13 protein-coding genes and 2 tRNA genes are annotated in these 14,161 nt (G+C 47.2%); 4 read left to right on the top strand and 11 right to left on the bottom strand.

The annotated features are described in order from the left end of the window. Positions 1-78 precede the first annotated feature (78 nt). The 5 genes from Ga0123461_RS03585 to Ga0123461_RS03565 all read right to left on the bottom strand — a co-directional run bounded on the left by Ga0123461_RS03585 (position 79) and on the right by Ga0123461_RS03565 (position 5,106). Positions 79-768, bottom strand: coding sequence for a potassium channel family protein (locus Ga0123461_RS03585; RefSeq protein ID WP_100277076.1), 690 nt, complete (start codon positions 766-768; stop codon positions 79-81). Positions 769-777: 9 nt separating this feature from the next. Further along, positions 778-1,293, bottom strand: a complete 516-nt coding sequence (locus Ga0123461_RS03580; RefSeq protein WP_100277075.1) for a YqhA family protein — start codon at positions 1,291-1,293, stop codon at positions 778-780. A gap of 93 nt (positions 1,294-1,386) precedes the next feature. After that, positions 1,387-2,004 (bottom strand): L-threonylcarbamoyladenylate synthase, encoded by a 618-nt coding sequence (locus Ga0123461_RS03575; protein ID WP_100277074.1) that lies wholly within the window; start codon positions 2,002-2,004, stop codon positions 1,387-1,389. Positions 2,005-2,063: 59 nt separating this feature from the next. Further along, positions 2,064-4,373 carry an AsmA family protein gene (locus Ga0123461_RS03570; protein ID WP_100277073.1) on the bottom strand — a complete coding sequence of 770 codons (2,310 nt, stop codon included), beginning with the start codon at positions 4,371-4,373 and terminating at the stop codon, positions 2,064-2,066. A 94-nt stretch (positions 4,374-4,467) separates the two neighbouring features. Beyond that, positions 4,468-5,106 carry an HAD-IIIA family hydrolase gene (locus tag Ga0123461_RS03565; RefSeq protein ID WP_257790598.1) on the bottom strand — a complete coding sequence of 213 codons (639 nt, stop codon included), beginning with the start codon at positions 5,104-5,106 and terminating at the stop codon, positions 4,468-4,470. Between the two features lie 170 nt (positions 5,107-5,276). On the opposite strand from Ga0123461_RS03565, the gene Ga0123461_RS03560 reads away from it, so the two are divergent. Continuing rightward, positions 5,277-5,351, top strand: a tRNA-Met gene (locus tag Ga0123461_RS03560). 295 nt (positions 5,352-5,646) lie between these two features. Here the strand turns inward: Ga0123461_RS03560 and Ga0123461_RS03555 are convergent. Further along, complete coding sequence (locus tag Ga0123461_RS03555; protein WP_232710335.1) at positions 5,647-8,259, bottom strand: hybrid sensor histidine kinase/response regulator; 2,613 nt, start codon at positions 8,257-8,259, stop codon at positions 5,647-5,649. A 351-nt stretch (positions 8,260-8,610) separates the two neighbouring features. Here Ga0123461_RS03555 and Ga0123461_RS03550 point away from each other — a divergent pair, with 351 nt between their 5' ends. Beyond that, entirely contained in the window at positions 8,611-9,132 is a 522-nt protein-coding gene (locus Ga0123461_RS03550) for a GAF domain-containing protein (RefSeq protein WP_335645319.1), read from the top strand. Between the two features lie 164 nt (positions 9,133-9,296). Further along, positions 9,297-10,538 carry a DNA polymerase Y family protein gene (locus Ga0123461_RS03545; RefSeq protein WP_100277069.1) on the top strand — a complete coding sequence of 414 codons (1,242 nt, stop codon included), beginning with the start codon at positions 9,297-9,299 and terminating at the stop codon, positions 10,536-10,538. A 122-nt stretch (positions 10,539-10,660) separates the two neighbouring features. On the opposite strand, the gene Ga0123461_RS03540 is transcribed toward Ga0123461_RS03545, so the two are convergent. After that, positions 10,661-10,900, bottom strand: coding sequence for a hypothetical protein (locus tag Ga0123461_RS03540; protein WP_100277068.1), 240 nt, complete (start codon positions 10,898-10,900; stop codon positions 10,661-10,663). Between the two features lie 364 nt (positions 10,901-11,264). Between Ga0123461_RS03540 and Ga0123461_RS03535 the strand changes: the two genes are divergently transcribed. Continuing rightward, positions 11,265-11,339 (top strand) — tRNA-Met (locus Ga0123461_RS03535). A gap of 120 nt (positions 11,340-11,459) precedes the next feature. Here the strand turns inward: Ga0123461_RS03535 and Ga0123461_RS03530 are convergent. The 4 genes from Ga0123461_RS03530 to Ga0123461_RS03520 all read right to left on the bottom strand — a co-directional run bounded on the left by Ga0123461_RS03530 (position 11,460) and on the right by Ga0123461_RS03520 (position 14,051). Next, on the bottom strand, positions 11,460-11,660 hold the full coding sequence (locus tag Ga0123461_RS03530) for a hypothetical protein (protein ID WP_100277067.1): 201 nt from the start codon (positions 11,658-11,660) through the stop codon (positions 11,460-11,462). Positions 11,661-11,762: 102 nt separating this feature from the next. Next, the gene (locus tag Ga0123461_RS12770) at positions 11,763-11,891 is read right to left on the bottom strand and encodes an NIF family HAD-type phosphatase (RefSeq protein ID WP_418289018.1); all 129 of its coding nucleotides are present in this window, start codon (positions 11,889-11,891) and stop codon (positions 11,763-11,765) included. 217 nt (positions 11,892-12,108) lie between these two features. Continuing rightward, complete coding sequence (locus tag Ga0123461_RS03525; protein WP_100277066.1) at positions 12,109-12,849, bottom strand: metallophosphoesterase; 741 nt, start codon at positions 12,847-12,849, stop codon at positions 12,109-12,111. A gap of 2 nt (positions 12,850-12,851) precedes the next feature. Further along, the gene (locus Ga0123461_RS03520) at positions 12,852-14,051 is read right to left on the bottom strand and encodes an AAA family ATPase (RefSeq protein WP_100277065.1); all 1,200 of its coding nucleotides are present in this window, start codon (positions 14,049-14,051) and stop codon (positions 12,852-12,854) included. Between the last annotated feature and the right edge of the window lie 110 nt (positions 14,052-14,161).

Raw genomic sequence — 14,161 nt, 5'->3', positions numbered from 1 at the left:
GTGGACTATGTCAACCATTCAGGGGAAATATCGCACGTGATTAGTGCCACACTGTTATTGAGCTGAATTGCACAGCGTCTATTTTTCGGGAGTTTCTCTGCTCGATTCGTCACTGCTTACCGCAATGGCAGCAGGATTTGCACTTCTTCTACCGTACTCGCTCAGGAATACAGTCAGGTTAGCCACCAGAAGCGAGTAGATGACAATACCGAAGATCATTGTCATCACTGCCACCACTCGCCCACCTGAGGTTATCGGCACAATATCGCCATAACCAACGGTCGTTATCGTCACAAAAGCCCACCAAAGCGCATCAGAGAGCTCGCCAAATTGTGGGTTATGGCCGCTCTCGAGTGTGAATGTGGCTGCACCAAATACGAAGACCAGACCGAACATCGTCGCCATTGCCGCAGGAAGGCTCTCCCCTGATAACACCAGAAGGCGCAGAAGTCGCTCCCTGTTGGCGCGAATCAATACGCCCAATCTAAGTGCCGGAAGCAGATGCGCGAGACGAAGTGCCATCAGCATACGCAGAATCGGGGATGAAAGCAGTACCACCAGAGCCAGATCGAACCAGTTGGATTTCATCCATGCCCTGCGATTCTCAGCAGCCCACCAGCGGGAGAAGAACATCACCACAAAGAGTATAAGTACCACCATGATGCCCCAATCAGGCAGATCCTCGATAAAGGAGAGAGCTACAGCTGCGATAGTCGCCGTAAACAGACCGACATCGAGAAAACGCTGAATAAGAAGCCTACGGGTCACCAGCGCTACCTACTTGTGACTGTCGCCACCCTTATGACCGAAGTAACTGGCCAGTGCTACCAGAAAGATACCGCCACCCATGTAGAGGATATTAAGCGGATCATCGAATTTAACGCTCAGTACATTCTTGAAGAAGGTTACGATCAGAATCATCAGGATGACTTTACCCAAACGGTCTTTCAGATCGTCAAGGCTCTCGATCTGCAAAAGCTTGCCTGCAGCTTCATTATCGCGGATGAAATCGAGCTTATCGATATGCAGTTCATAGACACCAAGTGCAAAAATCAGCAGTACGATGGCAAGCAGGAAGTCGTCCACTGCAGTAATAACATGGCTGACCACCACAGTGTGGAAGTTGGGAACGTCGTGACCGAAGATATAAACATCAATGAATTCTAAGAGCAGCTTACCCATATCGATGGCAGAGAGGGTAAATAGCAGCGCCATACCGACGATACAGGACCATACGGCCAGAAGCGTCATATAGCGCGAACTCCAAAGAAGTTTTTCAAAAAATATTTTCATTCCATACTCCATTCTGGAAAAATTTTGCCGATTTTAGACTTTTTTCGGTAGATCGTCTGCATGCAGCTTATTTGTTGTATTGCTGTTGGTAATTCAGGCAGGCCACTCGCCTGCACCCTGTCTGCGCAGCTCCGGCTCATCACCGCAGAGGTCGACTACTGTCGTCGGCACCAAGCTTCCCCAGCCTGCATCCATGATCGCGCATGAGAGGTGTTTCAAGCGCGGTACAAACTCATCCGGATCGTATTCAGGTTCAGCCTCTCCCGGTAGTTGCAGGGTTGTTGCTAACAGCACTTCCCCCACCTCCTCAAGCAGCGCCTGGCAAATTGGGTGCGCCGGAATCCGGATACCGACATCCTTTCGTTTTCCAAAAATGCGCCGTGGCAGTGATGAACTGGCGGGGAGAATAAAGGTGAAGGCGCCAGGAAGGCAGCGTTTAAGGATACGGTGTGCATTGTTATCCATACGTACACAGGTCGCCGCCTGTGACAGGTCATCGCAAACCAGCGACCAGAGGTGCGAGCTATCCAGTTGCCTGAGTTTGGTGATGTCCGCGATAGCCTTTACCGATTCCGGCAGGCAGACCAGCACATAGGTCGTCTCGGTAGGCATGGCGACAAACAGCCCCTTGCGCAGCAATTCCGCAGCACGCCTGATCTGGCGAATCTGGGGGCGCTCCGGATGCAACCGGAGATGTTCAAACAGATGCATATTCCCTCTCTCCCTTCGGTCACCCCTGGGGCGACCCTCCCTTCAAAGCCTATATGCTCCTAAAAACCGAACGCTCCGCCAAGCCCCTTGAGTAACTTCTTCTCAGGTGATTGTGGTGCAGGCTGGTCCGCCGGCGCAGGCTGGTTTGCAGGTTTATTACCACCGCCAAGAATTTTGCCAAGGGTTCCACCCACTTTCCCCTTGTTCAGAAGTGCTGGCGCATTTTCGATAATCGTCGATGCGCTGATTTCAGGCTTCACGCTGGGGGCAGCAAACGGGCCGGTGATATGCAACGGTACGGTTAGGCCGCTGCGTACCGGTGATGTATCGCCCTGCCCGACCAGTGTGCCGACCACGCGCGGTTTCACATGATAATCCAGCGTTTTTTGCACCAGATCAACACTTCCCATGCCGGTCACACGCAGTAGCGGCGAAGCCATAAAGAGATCCCGGTTATCTGCCACGCCATTTGTCACAGTAAAACTACCTGAGAGCTGCGAGAAATCAGTCTCTTTGGCACCCATCGTTGCCATTGGATTGGTGAATTTACGAATCGCTCCGGCGATGTCGAAGCCTTTGATCTTGCCGTTGCTCATCAGCACATTGCCGCGCCCGTTCAGAGTTTTCACCGCCGCCTGTGTCAGACCTGTTGCCTTAAGGCTCGAATCCATGGAGAGGCTGCCTTCGAGCATATCCATGTCAGCCAATGTCTTGAGAAGTGGACCTACCTGCACATCGGTAATATGAACCGACTCTTTCCACCTGGCCGGATAAGCAGCCGCATCTAGGCTCGCCTTTTCGGTCACAGTGCCACCGGCAAGATTGAACCTGAGTGGATTCAGATCGAAATTCCCACCCGAGCCGTTGATATTTACGTTGAAGTTACCCATCTGCAGTCCGCGCAGGTGAAGCGTGCCGGCCTGCATTTTGGCGGTAACACGCCATGGTTTGAGAAAACGAAGGTCGGGCTCCACAGCAGGCTCCTCGGAGGCAGCTCTGCCACCGGCTGTGGCCGTTTTGCCAGCAGGTACTGCACCAGCGGTAACTGGTTCTTCTTTAGGCTGCGGAAGCCACGGATCCATATGCAGTTCGCGCGTGGCAATACGCAGGCGAATATCAGGTACGGCATAAACCACAGCACCGGAGATCTGCACCAGCTCCTCATCAAGCATAAGTTGCATATCACGAATCTCGACCTGCTTGGCATCACCGGCTAGAAGTGTACTGAACTTCACCTGTTTCCAGGGTGCCGGATGGCCGGCATACAGTGTGCTCAGCTCGGGGGCAAATGCGGCCAGCCAGCTGCGCTGCAGTGGCTGCCCGTCCAGGCGCAGCTGAAATGCCGGTGAAGTATTCAACTGATTTACGCTTCCCCGCGCTTCGAAGACATCCTTACCGTTGATAGCCAGCGTGGCTCGACGCACCTCAAGAACATCAGCCTTGGCCATATCGACCTTCCAGCCGACTTTGACATTAATCAACGAATTGAGAATCAACTCCCCTTCGGCGAGACGCAGACCATCGGGATGCTGTTCAATATTGGCAGAGAGTCCTACCGAGGCGTTATCGATACTTCCCAGCTGTTCGGGCCAGCCGCTGATGAACCCTTTAAAAGCCTTCAGTTCCACCTTCTCTGCCTTAATATGCCCCTGCACGGGCAGCTGGACCGGATCAATTTTACTCAGATCCCCCAGTGGACCGACAGTGGCATCAACATCAAAGGCATTGCCCGAAAGCTTGCCGGAAAGTGTTACCCCAACCGGGCGTTCAAGCTGCACATCATTCAGCGCCACATTCAATTCTGAGAGAACCACAGGCTCAGACCCGGCATCGGCCCAAGTCAGCTCACCACCGCTTAGCGTTAACGATTCCGCCTGCAGTGCAGCCAATGCCGGAGATGCAGCCGCATCTGCGGGTTGTTGTGTGGCAGGCGTATCCACTGCTACACCGCCTTTGCCTGCATCATCAGAAGCCACTAGGTCATCCCAGTTGCTCTGGCCATCCTCATGACGCTCAAGATAGATGATGGGCGAGGTTACTTCGAAATGTTTGATCTCAATGTTTTTACTCAGAAGCGGCAGAAGTGCCAGCTTTACATTCAGCTTCTGCACACTGGCAAAGTCACGCTCGGCAAAGCCTTCGCGGTTAGCAAGATGCACATCATCGAGTTCAACGCCGATCCACGGAAAAAGCGACGCATTGATGTTACCAATGGTGAGCTTGCGCCCGGTCGCATCCTCTACTGTCTGTTCGATTTGTGTTTTGTAGCTGTTCACATCGATAAAGAAGGGAGCGACAAGCAACCCGACAATCAACAGCCCCAGAATAATCAGAGAATATCGAACTGTTTTAGCAATGGCTGGTTTCATGGCAAACTCCTTTTATGAAAAGACTTATGCAACCTATTTAACCGTAGTCTAGCATGGATTCGACAGGCAGGCATCGTAGGTCAAAGAGCATGGTTCACACAAGGGGTGGAAAGTAATTCAGCAGGGTGGAAAACTCATCGATGACGACTTCTGCCCCCGCCTCAAGAAGCTCATCACGCTCTCCTACGCCGAAGGAGACACCGATACAGGGCACGCCTGCAGCCACTGCCATCTGCACATCAAACAGAGCATCACCGACCACAACGGTCCGCTCTACATCTATTCCTAGTTCTGCCATACACTCGCTCACCATCGCAGGATGCGGCTTGGAATGGGTGCAGTCTGCGCTGCGTATCACATAGAAGTAATCAGACAGTGAAAATGTTTCGAGTACCCGTTTTACTCCAGGGAGTGATTTTCCGGTCACCACCCCGAGCCAATAGCCGCGTTTGCGCAACTCGCCCAACACCTCATGCACTCCGGGATAGAGGGTTATATGCTGCTCGGCAACGCGGTAACACTCACGATAGCCCTGCATGATCGACTCCATCAACGCTTTCTGTTCAGGATCAGTCAACAGCCTGCGCACCGCCTCGTGCAGCGACAGGCCGATCACACCGTTCACCGCACCGGCATCGGGTGCATCCAGTCCGGAATTTTGGAATGCCTGCTGCATCGCCTCGACAATGGCGCCATGAGAATCAGTCAATGTTCCGTCGCAATCGAAAAGTATTAGAGAAGGTCGGGAGGTAATGGCGTGTCATCCTTGGCAAACGATTATTAATGCAGCCCTTGTAGTGCGACCCGATTTTAGACCACCCGCTCTGCCGGTCAACCACACACCCGACATGAACAAAGGCGGTTGACACGATGAAAGCCAACCCTATAGTTCGGCCTCCTTAACGCGGGGTGGAGCAGTGGTAGCTCGTCGGGCTCATAACCCGAAGGTCGTCGGTTCAAATCCGGCCCCCGCAACCAAACATACAAAGGGCTCGCAGCTAATCACTGCGGGCCCTTTTTCTTTATTTGGGACAATTTTGGGACACTAAACTCACATCCCCCCACAATGTAATACCACTGTTCTCTTATGGGGCACTTTTGGGACTATGGCCCATCATTTGTTCGAGTCCTATGCGGCTCCCCAGTCCGAACAAATCTGGGCACCACTGGATTGACACTGTCGCTCTTGCATTCTGACCGTCTTAGAACGGCCAAAACCGGACGTTCGAAGAGCCTTTAGTTTAGTCCTGTTTAGAGGCCACTGCCGGAAGCGTTAATTCAAAAGATCTCTTATGTGGAAGCTAACTTCTAAAGGCGAATATGGTTTGCTAATAATGATAGCTTGTTGCTCTTTCTCTTTTGGGATTTCGTGTCCCATTGCATCGTAACCAGAGGCAAAAAGAGCAGGGGTATTCTTACTTTTCAACCATATCTGCTCCATTAAATCAAAACCGCTAATTTTTGGCATAATGATATCAGTAAAGACTAGAGATATTGAATCTTGTTCATCCTCAAAGATTTGTAGCGCTTCCTCACCATTGGTGGCTTGTAATACTCGATAATTGAGACTTTCAAGAACTTGAGCAGATGTAATAAGTAAATCATTCTCGTCATCGACCAAGAGAATGGTTTCCTTGTTGCCAGCAATGGGAACATTTGCCTCCGACGTTTCTGATTCTCTCATCTCCAGGCTTTTACTCAATGGAATATAGATATGGAACACAGTTCCTTTTCCCTTTTCACTCTCAACTTCCAAGGTGCCGTTATGCATTTTTACTACACCATATACCATAGAAAGCCCTAAGCCTGTTCCTTCACCGACTCCTTTTGTGGTAAAAAACGGTTCAGTGATTTTATCCATGTGATCTTTCTTGATTCCACAACCATTGTCACGGACTGAGATTCGGGCGAACTCGCCTGACTGCGAATGAGAGTGTTTCTGCATAAAATTCTCATTCGCTTTGAAATAGCTGGTGCCGCATGTAATTTTAGGATTCTCAACTCCTGCCACTGCATGGAGTGCGTTAGCTGCCAGATTCATCAATACCTGTTGAATCTGGGTGGCATCAGCATTGATGATAAGATGCTCATTGCATGTGTCACAAATATGCTCGATATTCTCTGGAATCATCTTGTTTGCCAGTTTGAAAGCATCTTCCATGAGTGCATTAAGAATTAATGGCCTCATGGATACCTTGCCTTTGCGTGCATAGGTAAGCAGTTGCTTCACCATATCTGCTGAGCGAGAAGTTAATTTATTAATGTCATTTAATATGTTTTCCACATAAACGTGGTCATCTAGCTGCGTTCTGGCTAGATATAGGCTCCCTTCGATGGCAGCAAGCATATTGTTAAAGTCGTGAGCGATCCCCCCCACCAAGGTTCCAATCGACTCCAGTTTTTGAGACTGCCGAGCCTGCTCCTCAAGCTGTTGATGCTCGGTCATATCTCTATGTGTGGATACATAATGTGTGGTTTTTTCATTTAAATCTTTAATTGGTGAAACGGTCATCATGGCTGGATAGAAAGAGCCATCCTTTCTCTTATCGATCAAGGTTCCTCGCCAAACACTTCCGCTGCTGATTGTGTCCCATAATGCTTTATAGTAGGAAGGATCTTGGGCTGAACTCTTTAATATCCTGGGGTTTTTTCCTAGAATCTCATCAGGTAAATACCCCGTGATTTCAGTAAAGGCAGGATTGATGTATTCAATGGAGCCATCGGTGCCTGTGATCATCACGCCTTCGCCACCATATTTGATGGCCTGAGACTGCTTTCTTAACTCCTCTTCGGCTTTTTTTTGATCGGTGATATCGGCGTCTACGCCTCTATAACCCAACAGTTCGCCATCACCTCCTATAATTGGCACCCCACTCGTCAGTAGGCATATCAATTGCCCTTCTTTGGTTAGATTCCAGTTTTCAAGGTTTCGGAAGGGCCTCTGGGCTTGGACTATTTCACTGAAAATCGTGCCAACTCGACCTGCCTCATCTGGAAGCATAAAATCAAATGGCCTTTTGCCAATGATCTCATCCTGTTGATACCCCAGGATTGAGCTGACTTTGGCAGAGCAGTATGTATAAACACCGTCTGCATTCACCTCCCATATCCAGTCAGACATGCTTTCAGCAAGATCTCTATGGCGCTCATTAGCCTCATATAAGCATTTCTCTGCTTGCTTTTTCTCAGTAATATCTTGGTGTGTTCCAACTAAACGAATCGGCTTATTAGAAACCTTGTCAGCTACTAAGGTGGCTTTAGAAAGAATGTCTACCCAATGCCCCAGCTTATGGCGCATTCGAAATTCCATGTTATATGAGTCTGTAGTGCCACTTATATACTGCTCAACTTTATCTATTACCGTTGCTCGATCATCTGGATGAACAAAATCAATCCCGGTCGAGAATGTAGGTTCTAGTTCGTCCTCTTGATAACCAAGAATCTCTTTCCAGCGAGGAGAGTAGTAGACTTCATCTGTCTTAAGGTCCCAGTCCCACAAGCCGTCATTCGCACCTTCCATAGCAAGTGCAAATCGCTCTTCACTTATCCGTGTAGCTTTTTCTGCATTTTTTAGATCTTCGATCTCTACCACACTTGACCAGATATACTGTTCTCCATCCAGTTCAACAGAAATACCTTTAATGCGAACATTAATTCGGGAACCATCTTTTTTTATGTATTCCTTGTCATACGGCCCTAAAGTTTTATCTGTAGCCAACTGTTCAAACAATTGTATTTCTTGCGATACATACTCAGCTGGAGTCAACTCTGTACAGCACATGTTTTTTAGCTCTTCGGGTGAATAACCGAGGATTCTCGTAAACTCATTGTTTATATAGACTGGAACCCTATCTGTTCCGCACAAAGCCATGCCGATAGGCGACATTTCTATCAGTTTGAAACAATCGTACTTACTAAGCATGTGCATAAAAAACAATCAAACAAATACATGCTGAAATTACAATGTCAAAGGAGTGCGGCAAATTGTCGCACTAAAGAAGTTGAGACTCTCGCCATTGTATTCTGACCGTCTTAGAAGGCCATTAAAGGTCATTCCCCAACGCTTCTGACCTCATTATAGCAGGGTTACTTCGCCCTGCTTGATCCCAAGCGATTAAGGAGGCTGGTTCCTTAACCAGAGTAGATAGTGAAGGTGACACTAAAGCAGACATTCATTTATTTGCTATAATAGACATATGATTGAAAGAGAAAAATTCATCTCGGATCAGGTGGTGTAGTGGTGTCACCTTCTGCCCCATTAACCCTCGATATTCCGGATAGGAAGTTGAGTACATGGCAGCGAATTGCTGACCTATTAGCCAGTAGCTCTGGCGTTCCAGCGGCCCTGATCATGAGAGTCCACCCTTCAGAGATAGAGGTGTTCATCTCAAGTCATTCTGCAGGCAACCCTTATAAACAAAATGAGCGGGCTCAATTAAACAGTGGCCTTTATTGCGAAACAGTTATGAGCACAGGGGAGCCTTTACTGGTCCCAGATGCATTGAGTGACCCAGAATGGAATCACAACCCGGATATAGAGCTTGGCATGGTATATTACCTCGGATTTCCGCTTAGGTGGCCGAATGGTGAAACTTTTGGGACTGTCTGTGTGCTGGACAGGGAAAATAACCAGAAGGCAACCAGTAATGGTGAACTTATGGCACTATTAGCAAAGATCATCGAGAGCGACCTAGAAGGGGTTTTTGAGGTGGCCGAACTCAAACGAAGTCTTGAACACCTGCAGGCACAGCTGCCATAATTTATTCTTACTGTATATTTTGATGAAAGCGCGACTCAGTCGTGTGTCCGTTGTTGGCCGTCTTGAGACGGTCGACAACATCGAAGTGCTACCAAAAATAACTTTACCATATTGAAGGGTGCATAAAACTTCACAAGTGTACGAGCGTACACCATGATTCGCAAATGACGACTCCCCCAGACCAGAATTGGCCAAATGCCATTGCCCATATCGATGCGGATTGCTTCTTCGCTTCATGTGAGTTGGTACGCCGCCCAGAGCTCAGAGGATCACCTGTGTGCATTCTTTCCAGCCAGGATGCATGCGTGGTAGCCAAAACGTATGATGCGAAGGCTGTGGGCATTACAACTGGAATGCCGATATGGGAAGCGAAGAAGCTTTTGCCCCATGCCACCTACCTGTCAGCGGACTTCCGGTTCTATGGCCTGATCTCTGAGAAGATGTTTTCAATTCTAAGACGTTATTCACCTGATATGGAGGTCTACTCCATCGATGAAGGTTTCCTCGACTTGAATGGTACGATGATGCTCTGGAAGAAGGACTACAAAGGGATTGCTCATGACATCCGGCGCACAGTTCATCGTGAGGTTGGCATCACCGTATCGGTCGGTGTATCCGTTACACGTATCCTGGCGAAGATGGCATCGGAATATAATAAACCCAATGGCGTAACCATTGTGCCCACCAGTATGATTCAACTCTTTCTTGAACGGGTTAAACTGTCTGATGTATGCGGCATTGGACGCAACAGGCTCGCAACCTTGAACAAGGTTAGCATTCATACTCCGATGGATTTTATTAATACTGACATAGAGGTAATCAAACGACTTCTCGGGAAGGCCGGAACTGATCTTTGGCTGGAGATGAGAGGAGCCTCTGCAATAGGTCTAGAGCTGCACGCGCAACTGCCAAAAACCATGGCCCGAACTGCCAGCATGGGAGAAGTTACAGGTAATAGGAAAACCATTATCTCGCATTTGATTCGCCATACTTCTCGGCTGGCCACAGAGCTTGTAACAAAGCGTTTACTTACCAAACGCATTAGTATTTTTTTGAGGCTTAAAGACTTCAGTTCGGTTTCAGCCAAGGTTGATTTTGAGTACCCGACAAACAACTACTTCAGACTCAGCCACTCTGTTCAGGCCATGATGACTGAGCTTTATCAGGCCAGTGAGCTATATCGGGCTTGCGGCATTATTGCTGAATCCATTACCAACGCTGAAAATGCTATGCCTGACTTGTTTGGCGTTATGAAAAGTGATGCAAAACAGGCCTCCATATTTACCACCATGGATGACATTAATAAGAAATATGGGAGTGGTACATTGAGAGTCGCTGGCGCCCATGTTTCAAAAATATCGGGGCAGAGGATTCGGTTTATGTATCCGATGATTATGGCAAGCTAAGTTCAAACCTTTGGTTAATTAAGTGAGTGTCTTTTTTGGTCGCGTCATGATCGGCACATAACGGCCATGAACAGACGTTCAGCTATCAATTAACGATTACTTCAGATAACAAACAATTCAGCCTATAAAGAGACAGGATTTGTTTTATTACCACAACTAGGACAAGTCATTGTCAGTTTTTCTCCTCTCATTGCCATGCCAACAAAAATGCCAAGTGCCATTATAATTACTCCCACCAAAAAATTAGCAAAAGCATATCCAAGCCCAACAAGAAATATTAACACGCCGATAATTCCAAGCACACTAACACTATTCTTCTTAGTAATTGCTACCATTTCAACTTTACATATTTCACATTGCATATTTTATCCCAAAAAGTGACCTTATTTATTAATGAGCATGGGAATCTATTTGATAGCATAAATAACTCCCCATATGCATTGAAGCATAGACTATCACTAAAGTCGTCAAAAAGCTGTTGCTGTACCCCCCCTGAATGACCGGAGTTGGCTGTCGGCTCAACCGGTCGATGGGACAAAAATGGGACAATTTTGGGACACTTCATCTGTTCTGAGCTGCACTAGCCTGCATTCAGCATGCATCTACCTGCATGGCATGAAAAAATGATCCCTTTATATTGCATTTGAGTTTATTCAAATAAATCATGCCTTTGCCGGATTATTTGTTGACACCACGACAGTCCGCCCTATGGTTCGGCCTCCTTAACGCGGGGTGGAGCAGTGGTAGCTCGTCGGGCTCATAACCCGAAGGTCGTCGGTTCAAATCCGGCCCCCGCAACCAAACATAAGCCTGTAAGTCCTTGTAAAAACAAGTGATTTACAGGCTTTTCTTTTGCCTTGAGTTTAATTATTTTGAATTTGGTTTGCAAAATGGTTTGCAATGCATTCAGTTTTGTTTCCTTCACCCACGACCAACAACTCCCTCGGGAACAACTGGAACACCATCTTTATCCCAACCTAATGAATACTTAATATAAGACTCGCCGTATTCTGGTGTCTTCCCTGACGCTGTGTCCAAGAGAGTCCATCCAGCATCAAGATACATGTTAACCGCCTCCTTGCTATTTGTTTCAACAACTTCTTTCACATCAGATAAATGCATATATCCTCCATTTCATGTTTTTTCTTAGTTTCACCCTTCAATACATCGCTGTCCAAGCAACGCTTATCAACTATTCGAGCATTCGCTTCTTCCTTCAATCAATCACCTCATCAGCTTAAATAACTCTTGATCATCAGGATAACCTTTAAATCGTTTGATTTGAACCAAGCTTTCATAGTGACGTTCCAGTATTGAAGAAGAGTTATCAATCAGAGTAGTTTGACCCAGCAATTTAATTTCACCAAAACATGTTTGACTGTCTTAGTTTATATCACATGAGCTCCACGCCCACCACAAAACAGCAAAGATAATCTGCCATCCTGCAAATCCAGGTATCACCTCTCTGGGGTGAAGGCGACACCTGGCTCCGCAGGACAGCATATTTCAATCATGCGTAGTAGATTCCAACTGACCACAATACTTTATCCCATTTATTAACCACACATTGTTAGAGCCGAACCAAGCATTCAGGATCAAAATCGGCATTCTCCCAACCAACCTCCATTGGGTATCCTCTTGGATTGCAAACTACTCGGGTATTGTTAATCATATAATCGCAATTGCTATGTGTATGCCCGTGTATCCATAAATCAACGCTATTATCCATTAAATCCTCTAAATTCGTCACAAAACAGGAATTCCAAGGATGGCCGACGTATCTGGGGTGAATACTTTTCTGGCTGGGTGCATGATGTGAAATAACCACCGTATTGCCTATGTGAATCTGACTCAATTCATTAGCTAACCATTCTCTATTTGTATCGAACAGAGCCTGCTGGTGACCCACGCTAAAATGGCTGGGGATGCATCCTGGCTCATGAGACATAATAATCTGGTCGTAGTCGCAATGAAGTACTGAGCCGAAATGCCTGAGATCTGTCCACATCGTTGATCCAAGAAATCGCACTCCGCTGATGACAATAGAGTCATTATCCAACAGATGTACGTTTGAACCATCAGCAATATTTTTCATTTCAGCGATGTGTTCTTTCATAGAATAGTCGGAATTATGAAATTCGTGATTACCGCACACATAAATTACGTGGACTGAGAACACCTTCTGCGCCCACAAAATGCCAGCACACCCATCCCCGACATCTCCAGCAAGGATAATGACATCAGCATCAGTGAGCCTTGGCTCAAAGGGCGCACACTCAAGATGAAGGTCAGACAATACTTGTACCTTCATGACTAAATAAAACCAATTCTGGGCAGACTCTCTTGCTCAGACCGCATATCTGGAAAGTCTTCACATACCAAGTGGACCAAATCACCATCTTGATTTGCACGAATTGCGGCATTGGCCAATGCTCGCTCGATCAACACTTTGATTCGGCGAATTGAGGAAATCTTCATTTTCAGCAACAAGGATAAGATGTCATCCGACAAGCTAGGCGCATAGATATGCTGTAGCCCATGATCATCTACCTGTCGCTTGTATATTTGAGGAACGATCAACTCTAAGTCACTACGGCTAGGTACATTAACATGAATCACTTCGAACCTATCGCGGATAGGTGGATCTAATGAATTGACGTCATTTGCACTCGCAAACCAGTTAATTTTACTTGCGTTGATAGTCACGTTTACAAATTCATCCTTGAAATTTCGAGCGAAACTTTTTTCGAGTAATCCGTATAGAGCATGCATAAACGGCTGCTGACCCTCAGATTGAGATTTTTCTACCTCGTCGAGAAGAAAGATGGGATTGGCGCATCCCTGCTGAACAAGAAGCTCATGTACAATGCCTGGGTGGCCGTTGCCCCAACAAGATGACAACCCTGTTAATTCCGCTGATGTTGAAGCTGCAGCACAGGAAACGACTGAGAATTTTGTACCTAATGCTTCTCCGAGATCACATAAGAAGGAGCTTTTTCCACACCCCGGAGCACCCAGTAGTAAAAGATTTCCCCCGAAATCTACAGTAGGATGCTTTTTCAAAGCATTCATTCTCATTCTTGCGCGAAGAAGCTCGATAACATCACCAAAATGTGGGTAACGCTTAGATAGACGGTTCATTAGATCATCGTAATTTCGAGGCTGCGGCGTTAGTTCGCGGCGAGACTTAGTAATCTGCATTTTTCGTAAAATAGAGCGTAAATGCTCCATGTCCTTCTGCCGTTCAACACTCGTTAGTCTCTGCACCACTTCAGCATTATCATACATTTCTAGCGAATAAGCCGACGCTTCTTCAGCGGCAGCCATGCGCAAATCCTTTGCTTCCTGGAAACGTTTTTTCATGCGCTCCATTTGATCTTCAGTCACTGGCCCGAATGGGTCGCAACCAAAGATGCTATCGTCTTTCTGATCAACTGTAGGAACATTTTGAGGATGATCAGACATCAAGTGTTCTGATCGTTGTTCTGCACAAAGGTCTAAATTCTCGTCCATTCATTCTCCTTATAGGCAATAGACATCTATGCCGCGCATAAGCGCAGCGGAAAAACAGCAAAATGGTTTTGATCAGGCAACAGCCTGACTGGAATTACATTTTCTTTATC

This window comes from Mariprofundus aestuarium (assembly GCF_002795805.1).
Lineage (GTDB): Bacteria > Pseudomonadota > Zetaproteobacteria > Mariprofundales > Mariprofundaceae > Mariprofundus > Mariprofundus aestuarium.
Note: the sequence above shows the minus strand (reverse complement) of the source record. Positions and strands in the feature narration are given on the sequence as shown.

What these genes read in the sequence shown, in the direction of transcription:
- Ga0123461_RS03570 (WP_100277073.1), bottom strand. Translation starts at nt 4,373, where the DNA reads ATGAAACCAGCCATTGCTAAAACAGTTCGATATTCTCTGATTATTCTG.
- Ga0123461_RS03540 (WP_100277068.1), bottom strand. Translation starts at nt 10,900, where the DNA reads ATGCAATGTGAAATATGTAAAGTTGAAATGGTAGCAATTACTAAGAAG.
- Ga0123461_RS03545 (WP_100277069.1), top strand. Translation starts at nt 9,297, where the DNA reads ATGACGACTCCCCCAGACCAGAATTGGCCAAATGCCATTGCCCATATC.
- Ga0123461_RS03555 (WP_232710335.1), bottom strand. Translation starts at nt 8,259, where the DNA reads ATGTCGCCTATCGGCATGGCTTTGTGCGGAACAGATAGGGTTCCAGTC.
- Ga0123461_RS03580 (WP_100277075.1), bottom strand. Translation starts at nt 1,293, where the DNA reads ATGAAAATATTTTTTGAAAAACTTCTTTGGAGTTCGCGCTATATGACG.
- Ga0123461_RS03520 (WP_100277065.1), bottom strand. Translation starts at nt 14,051, where the DNA reads ATGGACGAGAATTTAGACCTTTGTGCAGAACAACGATCAGAACACTTG.
- Ga0123461_RS03575 (WP_100277074.1), bottom strand. Translation starts at nt 2,004, where the DNA reads ATGCATCTGTTTGAACATCTCCGGTTGCATCCGGAGCGCCCCCAGATT.
- Ga0123461_RS03530 (WP_100277067.1), bottom strand. Translation starts at nt 11,660, where the DNA reads ATGCATTTATCTGATGTGAAAGAAGTTGTTGAAACAAATAGCAAGGAG.
- Ga0123461_RS03525 (WP_100277066.1), bottom strand. Translation starts at nt 12,849, where the DNA reads ATGAAGGTACAAGTATTGTCTGACCTTCATCTTGAGTGTGCGCCCTTT.